General features: G+C 57.7%; 7 protein-coding genes. All 7 read left to right on the top strand.

Annotated elements, in window-relative coordinates; translation table 11 throughout:
* Positions 1 to 313: 313 nt before the first annotated feature.
* The 7 genes from AAE027_RS23320 (at position 314) to AAE027_RS23290 (ending at position 11,915) form a co-directional block, all read left to right on the top strand.
* On the top strand, positions 314 to 1,795 hold the full coding sequence (locus AAE027_RS23320) for a pentapeptide repeat-containing protein (protein ID WP_370988743.1): 1,482 nt from the start codon (positions 314 to 316) through the stop codon (positions 1,793 to 1,795).
* Between the two features lie 197 nt (positions 1,796 to 1,992).
* On the top strand, positions 1,993 to 2,874 hold the full coding sequence (locus AAE027_RS23315; protein ID WP_370988744.1) for a pantoate--beta-alanine ligase: 882 nt from the start codon (positions 1,993 to 1,995) through the stop codon (positions 2,872 to 2,874).
* A gap of 335 nt (positions 2,875 to 3,209) precedes the next feature.
* On the top strand, positions 3,210 to 4,451 hold the full coding sequence (locus tag AAE027_RS23310) for a cytochrome P450 (protein WP_370988745.1): 1,242 nt from the start codon (positions 3,210 to 3,212) through the stop codon (positions 4,449 to 4,451).
* Between the two features lie 304 nt (positions 4,452 to 4,755).
* Positions 4,756 to 5,082 (top strand): hypothetical protein, encoded by a 327-nt coding sequence (locus AAE027_RS23305; protein WP_245471339.1) that lies wholly within the window; start codon positions 4,756 to 4,758, stop codon positions 5,080 to 5,082.
* Between the two features lie 618 nt (positions 5,083 to 5,700).
* Positions 5,701 to 7,950, top strand: a complete 2,250-nt coding sequence (locus AAE027_RS23300; protein WP_370988746.1) for a hypothetical protein — start codon at positions 5,701 to 5,703, stop codon at positions 7,948 to 7,950.
* 944 nt (positions 7,951 to 8,894) lie between these two features.
* Positions 8,895 to 9,221, top strand: a complete 327-nt coding sequence (locus AAE027_RS23295; protein ID WP_479714244.1) for a hypothetical protein — start codon at positions 8,895 to 8,897, stop codon at positions 9,219 to 9,221.
* A gap of 945 nt (positions 9,222 to 10,166) precedes the next feature.
* Complete coding sequence (locus tag AAE027_RS23290) at positions 10,167 to 11,915, top strand: ABC transporter ATP-binding protein (protein ID WP_370988748.1); 1,749 nt, start codon at positions 10,167 to 10,169, stop codon at positions 11,913 to 11,915.
* The last annotated feature ends 299 nt before the right edge of the window (positions 11,916 to 12,214 follow it).

Here is a 12,214-nt window from a genome sequence, read left to right as displayed (position 1 = left end):
CCTACAAGAGCCGACGAGACAAATCGCAACTTCTGGACATGTCGGCCCTGTCAAATGACCGATGCGTTGAAAGCGTTGCCAGGCTCGGTGAACAATCGCAGCGAGCGGCAGTGGGGGGCGCATGACTAGAATTCGGCTGACGTGCTCAAGCGTGCCGGCTGCGGAGGCCGCCGACACAATAGGTGCCTCATCGACGCATCGTGTCGCCCTTCGCCGACGAGTTCGCCACAAGTCGCATAGCGTACCTCCAAGGCCGAGCAAAAAGAGGTCAATAACAGGCCCCTCGTAATCCCGGCAATACGGAATGGTCGACATGTCGCAAACGATCGGTGCTGATAGCGAGTGCAGCGCGAATGAAGGGGCGCAGCACTGGTCAGAGTCGAAAAACAACGTTTCATCAGATGGCGAGTTTGTTCGGTACTGGAGCCGAGCTGCCGATCGGCTGCGCGCGGTGGCCGCTGTCGGGAAGCGAACCGAGGAGGCGATCAGAAGGACTGGGATTGGTTTGCAGCTATCGTCCGAGAACTCTAATGGTCACGACCTGTCAGATTTCCCGTTGCGACGCTGTACCCTCAATCGTGCGCAGCTCTACGGAGCAAAGTTGGATCGGGCAGACCTTTCTGGGGCGAACCTTATCTGTCCGGGGCTCGAGAGGGCCAGTTTTCTCGGGGCCAAGCTCGATTTTGCGTATATGCACGCGATTGCAGCGCAGGTCTGCAACTTCGATGATGCCAGTCTGCGCAATGTCATTGATGCAACCGGCAGTCTGTTTCACGGTTGCAGCATGAAAAGGACACGCTTTGACAATGCGATGCTCAGCGGACTTCTCGTTTACCAGTGCGACGCGAGTGATGCAGTATTTGATGGCGCGGAATTACAGGGTTCGACCATCAATGAATGCTTCCTTCCTTCCGCTTCCTTCCGCTTTGCCAAGCTGAGCCAAGTCACGATCACGAAGGCGCATCTGGCGGCTTGCTCGTTCTTCCAGTCAAAGGGGGACTGTTTATCGATCGTGCGTCCCACCTCGGTCGATGGTCTTGTCCTGGAAGGCGCTCATCTTCCGTATCTGAGACTCTCAAAGGTGAGCGGCCGCATTACGGGGAGAGCCCTGAGCGCTCCATTCGCTGATCTTCACCTGTCAAATCTTTCAAGTGCGGAGCTTGAGCAGGCAGACTTGACCGAGGCGCGGCTTCTGTCCGTAAGCTTGTCCGACGCGAACCTCGTCGGTGCTGTGTTGAACGGCGCATCTATTCATTCCTGTCAGCTCGATGGAGCGGACCTGTCTCGGGCATCAGGCGAGAGCATTTCGATAACAGAGAGCACAATGCGGGCCGCCAAATTCACGGGCTTTCGTGGCCGCTGTGCCTTTGTGCGCGACTGCGATCTTGAACATGCAGACTTATCCCAGGCTTACCTCTACAGGTCGATGATTACCGGTGATCCCCCGCAATCAATGGCATTGAATCACGCAAATCTCGAAGGATCCAATCTCGTTCAGGCATATCTCGCCACGGGAATGACCGACAGCAACCTGGAGGCCACGCGCGTCGCATACGTTCGCATGAACCAATCTTCCTTGCGCGACGCGAACTTGAGTGGGATATCGCCGTTCCAAGCCAGCTTCGTAAAGGTCGACTTTTCGGGCGCTAAGATAACCACATTCGAGCCACCGTTTTTTGCCGACCGATGTCCGGGACTGCAGGCCGCTTTGAAGGGTGATCAGCCGCGCGAGCCATCAAGCTATTTGGCTGAATTCTCATCGTTGATCAGACATGGTCGAGAGGGGTCAACCTGACTGCTTTGGAAACCGCAAAATCGAAGGGACTACAGTGTCCGTGAGCTTAGAACAGGTTGATGCGGCGATCCGAGCTGTGAACGGGCGTTAAAGCTCTTTGGGGCTGTGCGCGGCCAATACGACACGAAGGGGCGAACCTTCTGCGATCCGAGCGATCAGAGCACTCTTTTGGCGCTCAAAGAAACTGGAGTAAGAAAATGCATCTGGCATGTCTTTCCGCAGGCAAAGCGTTCATCCGGGAGGTGGCGAGAACAGGTCAGACGATTGGGACGGTACACACTCTAGGCGCCCTGCATCTTGGGCATGCAGAACTGATCAGAAGAGCAGCAATCGAGAATGACGTCGCGATTGTCACAGTCTATCCGAACAAGAGCCAGTTTGAGCCAGGTGTTAGTTACGATTTCAATTTGGACGATGATATTCGGCTTGCGCTACGTGCAGGAGCGACCGCCGTGCTTTCGTCTGACGATGCCGAGATGTTCCCGGCAGGCTATCGAACGCTTGTGTCGCAAGATGACTATGATTTGCGTCTGGATGGTCCCCAGGAACACCTGAAGGAAGCCGTTACCGGTGCGATTCGCTGGATCTGCTACGCGCGCCCGACTCGCAGCTACTTCGGCCTGAAAGATATCGGTCAGGCGCTTCTGGTGAAGCGCGCCGTCGCAGACTTGCTTCTTGATTGTGAGATACGATTTGTGCCGACCGTGCGATACAAGAACGGAGTGCCCATTTCCTCGCGCTTGAGGCGATTTAGCCGCTCCGAGCTTGATGAGCTGTCGTGTCTCTTCACGGCACTCAACCATTCGAGGAAAGAGATCGCCCACGGCGCGTCGAGCGTCAAGGATCTGGTAGCGTCGGCTACATCTAAAATAGCGTTCCGACAGTTTAAACTCGATTTTGTTCGGATTGTTGGCGCTGATAGCTTCGAAGACCTGGAGCAGGTCAAGCTGCCTTTCATAATTGTTGGAGCGGCAATGGCTCATGGTCTCAGAGTCTTCGATAGTATCTACGTTCCAGATCAGGATACACTCCTGAATGGTCCTCCGGATGTCTGGATCGATCTGCCTGAACATTTCTAGCCAGACGATTATGCAAAGCGTGATTTTGACAAAGGTAGCTACTCCGGCCGTGCCTGAACGCAGGGGCTACCTTATGACAGTGCATTCGGCTTGATGTTGCCTCCAGCGCACAGCAGTCGTCCAACCAGCGGTGATAGATCTCACTGATCCACTGAGTAGATCGACTTGGAAAGTCAAGGCGATCCTTACTGCTCGATGTGGTAGGGGCGGGCTAGCTGGACCTTGAGATAGTCTGTTCGAGCGGCTCGTCGCAGCCAAACGCCACGGGAGCTCGAAACGGTGAATCGCGGCCTTGGATCCGTAAGCTCTCGAGAGCAAAGTCTGAGGAGATGATCATGAAAAGGCGATTGGAAGATCATAGAGCTGACGACGGGTGTATTATCCCGCTGAGCAATCTGGATGTAAGCGACGCCAAGCGCTTTCAAGACGACAGCATCTGGGCTTGCTTCGAGCGGTTGCGAAGGGAAGATCCCGTTCATTACTGTCAAGACAGCCCTCATGGTCCATATTGGTCACTGACGAAATACCGGGATATCGTATCGGTAGATACGAATCACAACGTATTCTCGTCGGAGCAGGGTGTCGCGATCGTCGACGTGCCTGACGAGCACTGGACCCCGAGTTTCATCAAGATGGGACCTCCGAAACACGCCGAGCAGCGCAATACCGTAAGTCCGATCGTTGCACCGGAAAGCCTGACGAAGCTCGAAAGCCTCATCCGCTCTCGGGTTAGAACAATTCTGGACGGCTTGCCGCGCAATAATGCTTTCAATTGGGTGGATATGGTCTCCATCGAGTTGACGACGCAGATGCTCGCCACGCTGTTCGACTTTCCATTCGAGGATCGGCGACTCCTGACCTATTGGTCAGACGTAGCTGTTACAACTCCAAAAGCAGGCCACGCGATCGACAGCTGGGACAAGCGAAGCACAATTTTGTCCGAGTGCCTGGACTATTTCACCCGACTTTGGAACGAGCGCATCAATGCCGAGCCGCGCCTCGACCTGATTTCCTTGATGGCGCACTCGCCCGCCACACGCCATATGAAGCCGAGTGAGTTTCTCGGAAATCTGATTCTGCTGATCGTCGGGGGGAATGACACCACGCGCAACTCGATTACCGGCGGCGTCTTGTTCATGAGTCAGTACCCCTCCGAACTGCGAAAACTAACCGACAATCCCAAGCTGGTCTCGAGCGCCGTGTCCGAGATTATTCGATACCAGACGCCGATCGCACATATGCGCCGTACCGCCGCGACCGATAGCATCGTAGGCGGGAAACAGATCAGGAAGGGCGACAAGGTTATCATGTGGTACATCTCCGGCAACCGGGATGAAGAGATCATTGAGAACGCCAACAGTTTCGTCATCGACCGCAAGAATGTGCGGCAGCATCTCTCGTTCGGATTCGGCATCCATCGTTGTCTTGGTCGACATCTTGCGGAGCTGCAGTTGAGAATCCTCTGGGAAGAGATTTTGGATGCGGGACTGAAGGTCAAGGTTGTCGGCGAACCTGAGCGAATTGCGTCCAACTTCGTGCACGGCTATTCCGCTCTCCCCGTGCAGATTGCAGCCTAGGGCCTGATCGCTCCGGTCTGGCAGCCGGCACGCGGTGGGGATGGGCTCGTCCTGAACCATCTTCGCGTCTGCAAGCAGCGAAGATGGTTTGATCGACGCGAAACAATTGCTGAATGTCGGGATCTCGTCATCAACCGGAAGACGTTTGAAGTGCCCCATGAGGAGCGATAGCGTGCGGACCGCTTGCAAGCGCCTGACAGGCCGAAAATGCAACCGCCACGGTAACTCCGATGCCCCGTCTCCGTGCTGCCTTGGATCGCCGGAACCGTAGAGGCCGATGAACTTGATATTGAAGAGTGTAGCGGTGGCAGCGATTTTCCTTGGAGAAGCGCTTTCGATATTCGCCGAGTTGATTGCCTCAAGGCAATTTGGAAAGGCCGGCGGTCATCTGGCAATGCTGTTGCCGATGTTTCTCCTGGTATCCTTCGGTGGCATCCTCCTCGTTTGCGGATACGCACTGGGCTACATGCATCTGAAGAATATCTGGATCGTTGTCGCGATATCGGTGGGAGCTATTCTGGTAGTGGAGCCGATTCTGACGCTTCTGCTATTTCGAGACGTGCCGACGGCGGGTTCGCTGATTGGGCTGATGCTCGGTGCGCTTGGTACGCTCGCTGCCATATTTCTATGAGAGTGATCTGACCGGGGCTTGATGGCGCCGGCTCGGCGAGATGTAGTTTGAAAAGGACTTGCGCAACGTCGAGTCTGCTCGACGGGGAAATGTTGTTACGAATCGGCCTTCAGCGTCTCGTCACACTCGGTCTATGGCCGTTGGCTTGGTAAGCTCTTCGCTCGAAGTCGTCTTACCGATAGCGGGACGCGTGCGGTGGCCGTAGGTCTGCCGATCGATGTACGCTGGCCATTTCTGCTTGACCACAATTCGCCGTTCAGGAAGCGGGCGTTCTCCTGGCTGCTCTCTAGCGTTTGGGATGGCTTGGCCCGTTCTTGTGAAAAGAGCCACCGGCATAGGGGCGGGACTCTTCCGGATCGCCTCGCGGCCGGTATTGTCGCAGTCCACAGCAGATCTTAACCGGGGCACGTCAGGCCGCGGTCACGTCTCAGCTGATTATCCCGCAACAGTTATCCCGCATCGCTGTCTTCAGCAACACAGGAGGTGCGATGGAAAATGGAACCCTAGGCGACATCGGCTTTCTTGTGCATCCGGAAGAACGCTCTTGGTCAGCTAGTCGTCAGCCAGGCGGTCTATCCAGACAGGCTGCGCATTCTCGACTTTTATCGGAGATAAAATATGACGGGCATTGGCCGAGCTGGCACATCGCAGGTTGGGGCTGCAGGAGCCGACAGCACCGGGCAATTAAGCAGTTCGAGCCAGGACCCCGGCCTCTTCCCGGGGGAACGCAGTCAATCCTTCGACGCCGTCCTGCAGCGGATGCGCTCCGGGCCTCAAGATAGAACTGCGGCGCTCGCGAACCCGCCACCAACTTCGGATGTGGCGGCGCCAACGCGGAACGAGATTAAGGCAGCAAAGCGAAAATTGGACAGCCTGCTTGAGGAGCTTGAAACTTGTCGTCGAGCGGCCAGGCACGCCCGGGACTTGCCCGAGGCGCAAGAGCTGATCGACCAAGTCGTCAGGGCAGGCTCAGCAGTTCTGGACCACTACGCCGATCTGCCCCCCGATCTGGCGCGTCGCATTCTGCCCGACGATCGGGCTCGTCGGCTCCGCGATGACACGCTGGACGCGGGCGACGAATGTAACCGCTTGGCCAAGCAGATTGTCGACAAGCTGGAGGAGAGCAGAAAAACAGCAACAGGCTGGCTCGAGAAAATCAGAGGCACCGCTACGCCCGACCAGCTGAGCCGCATGGTTGCAAGCGTGGCGGAACACTATGCGGCCTGCATGGAGTGGTGGGGAAAGAAGGCATTGCGCTCGGAGCGGATGCAGTCAGTCTGCGCGGCTACTGCCGACTTGGCAAGCGCTACGGCCGAGATGCGCAAGGCCGAAGAGGCCGCATTAAGGCTGCATACCGGCTGGGCGCTCAATACGAAGTGCATGTATCTGCAATCGCGGATCGCTCTTGCTCAGCTCTTGATTAACTCGCAAGCGAGCACGCTGGAACCAGACGTGCGCGGCGCCCTCATGGACGAGAGCGGGCGGGTGCGTCTGCTCGGGACCTTCATCGAAGATGTTTTTCCGGCGTTCGTATCGACCGCCGCCGCCGTTCTGAAGAGCGATGGAGCGGCGCTCGACGTTGAGCACCGCGTCGTTCTGGAAGGAGTCATGGAGCGGCTTTCGGAATTCGCATCGGGGGTGAGCTCCATGGTCGCCACGCTGAGGGAGGCCGGAACGGGAGCTGACCTTCCGTTGCAGTTGCTGGACGAGATCGTGGAAGGTGCGTGGCTTACGGCGAACGAAGTCATGCGGCTGCTGGCAGTGCAGCCACAGACGCCAGCCACGATTGAACCGCCGGTTTGGGCTGCGCTGCCGGAAAATACCGCCGTGGTGGGCGAAGGCAGTTTAGCGCGCAGAAAGGGCAAAGGAAGGCGCGCAGCGGCCGCAGGCGAGGGGAGTTCGACGGCCCGCCCGGCCGAGCCGCAACTCGCAAGGCCCGATGCCGCCACAGCCCCGACAGGCAAGGTTATCGTGCTCTCGGATCTCGGTACAAAGAAACTCGCGACCGCGGAGGAGGCGCGGGCGAGGGCGTCAACCTCTGCCACCGAGCACCTCCAGATGTGGCAGGCTCCGCCGTCCAGGAAAGCACTGGCGGGATTGCTCGAGCGATTGGACGAGCTGCTGCAGTTCGATCTGCCGGCTCAGCAAAGCGCCGTCTCGCAAGCGCGCCAGATGAAGCCCGAGGACGCCGACCACGTCTTGGATCTCGTCATTAAGCGCTTGCAGACGCAGGCCGCCGAGATTGAGGCCTGTGTAGCCGCGCTGGAGGAGCCTCGCCGACGTGGCCTGCTCACGGCTGCGCAAGTGCCCGAAGTGCACGAAAAAATAGTCCGGCTCAAAGGGATGTGGTCCGAGGTGCAGGGACAGGCAAACTCACTGAACGCGCGAAAGGCAGCAATCACGAGCGATTGCATGAAAACCTATGCGTTTCCATCGCAAAAGTACCTTGAGCAGTTGCGCGCGGCGGGGGAACTGGCGTCAGTGGATCCACCGCGCGCCTTGAGGGAAGAGCCAGGGACGCTGTTCGAGATCAAGCTGCAGCCCAAGGCGCTGCGCAACGGTGCGAAGCCAAGCCCGATGTGGGTGCACATCCATACTAAGCGGCCGGTACATGCCTGGCAATTGGCAACGCTGGGCGATCGCGAATTCGCCGCTTGCCACGTGAAGTCCGACGAACAGCGCGGCTACAATCAGCACTGGCAGAGCGCTCGAGCCGCCGAGGGGCACGAGAATGTCGTGATCCACCGCGGCAAGCTCACCCCTGCGTTCTGTAGGTCGTTGTTGAGCACCGCCGCTGGCGGCCATGCGTGGCACCCCCTTCCCGATCCGGAGCACGTGTCGGCGCAGATGGCTCGACTGGGAATCTAGTGAGCTGGTTGTCTTGCGGCAGTGTGCCGTTTGGTGGCAGCTTTCATGCCTCCGGATCGGCTCGGCGGATTGCCTGAGCTGCACCGAGCCCCATCGGGCTCCATCTCGCAAAAGGATGGAGCCTGGGGAAGAAAACACGCGCCACGGGATGCTTGTCAGCCGGCGATCCGGACAATTGTCGATCGCCGGACAAGCAAGCTGCCATTACGAGGCGTGGCGAAGATCGGCGCTCGGGCGAGAAGCTAGGCCACCGAGTGCGGCAGGCGGAGAAACATGTGCCTGATGCCGGCGGCGATCCGCTCGGATGTAACAGTGCTTTCGTCTGTCTGACCGCCGCGAACTGGCGCGCAAACCCGAGGCGGAGCTTGAACGGCCTGCGGATGGTCCGGATGCACGGGAGCTGAGTATCCCGGGCCGCTTTGACGAATCGAATCGGGCGATGCACAACAACGCTGCCTGATTGCTACTCTTGCATAAGGCTACGACGGCCCCAGCATCCCGCCTCCAGACCCCCGGAGGATGCTGGGGCTTGTCGTTCTTCGTTGAGCGCCTCAAGCCGAGTGACGTCGGAGCTGCTTCTCTTCAAATGACAATGGCGCCGGAGCGCCGCCGAGACAATTCCGTACATGGGCCTATGGTCGGTCATGCCCCTGGTTTTTTCAGCCGCCATCACGACCGACCAACGGTGGCATCGCCGGAAGAGTAGGCGATGCCTCCGCAGCCCGATCAGCTTGGCGAGGGCTGTCCATTGGGTCATGGCGCGAGCTCACGACAGCAATCCGTATCATGGGCCTGAGCGATCTTTACAGCTCGATGCCGCGCGCCCCAAGCAGCCGGCGCATCACCTCGCTTTTGATCTCCCGGGCGATCTCGTTGACGATTTGAAGTCTCGACCATAACGGCCTTTGCAGGTTCCGAGCGGCTTAAGATAAAGCCATTTGGTGATGTCCGAACTTATCCATTCCGTAGATAGACCCAATCAAGAAAATCAATTTTACCACTTGCAGCTTCGTCATATAGACGTCGAGGACGGCTGGGGCCAACCTAGGGAAGCGATTTCTCGAATGAAAAAGTTCGTGTTTGTGACTGCGAGCGCCCTCGCGCTTGCAACGGCGGCGGTGCCGACTTTTGTTGCAAAGGTTGCCGCGCAACCGGTCACCACCAAGGTGCAGGTAGCCGATACGTCATATCCTCAGTGCGCGGATGACCCGTTGGATGGTATCTGCGACCTGTTTTTTTGTTTGACCGATCCGTCGTGCGTACGACACTGACAACGGAAAACAAATTAAGCAGAGAATGAGGATAGAGCCTCGTACGGCCGCTTGCTCCGACAGCGGCCGCATTCTCATCTCGTACGGGTACGCTGCCAGATGGTGCAAGCCACGCCATCTTCTTCTGTAAGAGGATCTGAGCGATTGCTCACTAAACATCCAGTCGGGTGACGATCGCCAATCGCGCAAATGCTCAATCGGCGTAGGTTGAGTGAACGGAAAAGTCGTTTTTGAGCAGCGACGCTGCATTCCGACGCGAGCCCTTGCACGATGTGCAACTGGTCGAATTCTCGGGATAGATGCTTTTCGATACTACGCCCGAAAGCATCCATCGGCTCGATGTTTCGGTTTTCGGACGTCATGGATGTCGTGCTTTGCTTTTTTCTTCAGGCGAACGGGCGCGGGGGCAAGAAATTCTCGCAAGATCGTGCGGACGCGTCGGAACCGAGCGTCCCGTATGGTCCACGGTCCACGGCGGTGCATCGCGGGGCCGTGAACCGCGAGCAATCGTGGGCGGCGAAAGTGTTTCAGATGCGTCGCCGGGTCGCTCGCGCTCGTTGACCGCAAAGTGCCCAAAGCTAGATGAACGATCGGGTGAAGAGGTAGCTTATAGCGTCGCGGCTCCGCCCGCGAGTGCCCCTCCGCTGAAAATGTTCCTTGATATCTCTTTCCATCGGGTCGACTAACGTGAACGTCCAATTTCATCCCTTCTCCGCCCGTAACGGCTGTTCCGACCCGTACTTCTCGTGCTGTGAGCTAGGCTCCAGAAAATGACGGAGGGTGGCGCGGCAGCGGTTTTGAAGCCACAAAATATGATCTCTCATGTGAGAAGACGCACGGCAACCTACCAGGGTTGGTGAGTTGATGGCGGTGCTGGACCGATTGATTTGAAGCCAAGCAATGGTACACAAAAGTAAATTCCGGTGAGCTTGCATGTGAGCTCGCATGGAATCGAAATCGTGCGAACAAGGCTATGTCGGCTCTTTCAGCCTAAGCAAAGCCCATTTACTCGATCCGCCGCAGGTCATGTCGAACGACAGCACGTTGTCACCGATTTCCGAAATTTTGCATGCGTACTGGCGGTCTGATCGGTGGTTGCTTCTCGTCGTTGTCGCAGTGGCGCTGATCTCCAGCGCGACCAGCGTCGCAGCGCCCTATGTATTTTCGTATCTCATTGACCGTCTCCCGCGCGGGCGAGACATGTCGGCGCTTGCGTGGGGGTTCGCTGGCTATGCGGTCCTACTCGGTGTAGCCTCCGCATTGCAGCGCATGCTCCAGTATCTCTCCTTTATGACAGCCGAGAACCTGGGCTTCATCGCTGCAACAGGCTTCTTCGATCGCATCCTGAGGAAAACCGCGGCTTTTTTTCTTGAGCACAATCCCGTGGAGATACAGAGTGCGGCCGCGCGCGGGCGTAGCGCGCTGACGGCGTTGCTCCAGCTTGGGACCATCGTCTTCATCCCTGCTGCAACACAACTTCTACTTACGCTCGCTACTCTCGGTGCGCGCCTCAATATCCAGATCGCTGCAATCGTTGTCGTCTATGGGGTAGTCGCGATTACATTGACGTGGAGTTCCACGCGTCGGGCGTACGTGTTCCTGAATCGGGCCAGCGAGGCCCGACAGGAGAATGAGCGTTTCGTTGGCAACGTCATGAACGCCATGGACACTTTGCGCTATTTCGGCAGTCATACATGGATGAGCCAGCGCTTTACGATGAAGGCGCGGGAGGTGCGTGACAACTGGCGAGCCTATGTGTTGCAACGCCTTGCCTACATCGCCGTGCTCGGCCCAGCCGTCGCGCTACAATTTGCGGTCACGCTTTTCCTTCTTATACCTGAATACCAGGTTGGCGCGGTCACCATCGGGGATATGGTGCTATTCAACACGCTTTTACTCCAGCTCAATATGCCATTCGAGATGGTTGCGCGAGCGATCTCTGACGTGGCGCGGTCGCGAGCCGACCTCATCCCTCTAACTAGGCTGTGGGCCGCACCAGAAGAGCGGCAAGCATTTCACGCTCAAGATTTTACCCCCTCCGCTGGCCAGCTATCTTTCGAGGGCATTGGTTATACCTACGACAACGGTCGTGGCGTCACGAACGTCTCGTTTATGGCTGGGCGCGGCGGGATCACCTTCCTTGTCGGTGAATCCGGATCGGGAAAGTCGACAATTTTTAAGCTCGTCTTAAAATCGATTGAACCAGACTGTGGTCGTATTCTGCTAGATGGAACCGATATAGCGGGCATCGATCGCGCGGATTGGTATGCCGCAGTTGCTGTCGTGCCGCAGGACGTGATGTTGCTCAATGAGTCGCTAGCCGACAACATCCTACTAGGACGGCCCCGCAACGAGGTGCGCCTTCGCGCTGCCTCGGAAAAAGCCGCTATTCTCCCCTTTATCGAGGCTTTGCCGGCAGGATTTGACACAGCCGTTGGAGAACGCGGTTTGAAAATTTCCGGCGGGGAGCGCCAGCGTATTGCTATTGCCCGCGCGCTTTATGGCGAGCCGGCGATCCTTCTTCTCGATGAGGCCAGCTCCGCGCTCGACGAACAAACCGAGCGGGACATTATGGACCATATCCGCACTCTAGCCAAAGATGTGACGGTGTTGGCGATCACTCATCGCAGAGGCGTCGTTTCTACAACCGACGTCGTGATCGACCTGACCGACTGCGGCTTGTCAGTGACATAGGCGAAGGGAATGATCAGCCCGGCGCGTTGACTGTCTGCAATGGAGGTTGCATTGCTGGACGAGATGTCTTGGCAGCTCAAGGAGCTACCCACGTCGTAGAGACGATCCTCGGCATCTATGACGGAGTTTGCGACCCCTGCTCCGGTGGACGCGAAATATTCTAGGACGCCGATTGCCAATATTCGCCCCGACCCCGGGGCTTGGCATTTCGGACAAGCGGCCATCCGCGCCTCGTGGGCGGCAGGCGCTTCGTCGATCGGGTCGTGTTAAGTGCCGCGAGCGCCCGACAGTCTGATGGC

This window comes from Bradyrhizobium sp. DN3 (assembly GCF_041357655.1).
GTDB lineage: Bacteria > Pseudomonadota > Alphaproteobacteria > Rhizobiales > Xanthobacteraceae > Bradyrhizobium.
The sequence above is the reverse complement of the archived record's forward strand: the minus strand, read 5'-3'. Positions and strand labels throughout refer to the sequence as shown.

Bases quoted from the DNA above. Each gene is read 5' to 3' on its own strand.
- AAE027_RS23320 (WP_370988743.1), top strand. From the start codon at position 314: ATGTCGCAAACGATCGGTGCTGATAGCGAGTGCAGCGCGAATGAAGGG.
- AAE027_RS23315 (WP_370988744.1), top strand. From the start codon at position 1,993: ATGCATCTGGCATGTCTTTCCGCAGGCAAAGCGTTCATCCGGGAGGTG.
- AAE027_RS23310 (WP_370988745.1), top strand. From the start codon at position 3,210: ATGAAAAGGCGATTGGAAGATCATAGAGCTGACGACGGGTGTATTATC.
- AAE027_RS23300 (WP_370988746.1), top strand. From the start codon at position 5,701: ATGACGGGCATTGGCCGAGCTGGCACATCGCAGGTTGGGGCTGCAGGA.
- AAE027_RS23295 (WP_479714244.1), top strand. From the start codon at position 8,895: ATGTCCGAACTTATCCATTCCGTAGATAGACCCAATCAAGAAAATCAA.
- AAE027_RS23290 (WP_370988748.1), top strand. From the start codon at position 10,167: ATGGAATCGAAATCGTGCGAACAAGGCTATGTCGGCTCTTTCAGCCTA.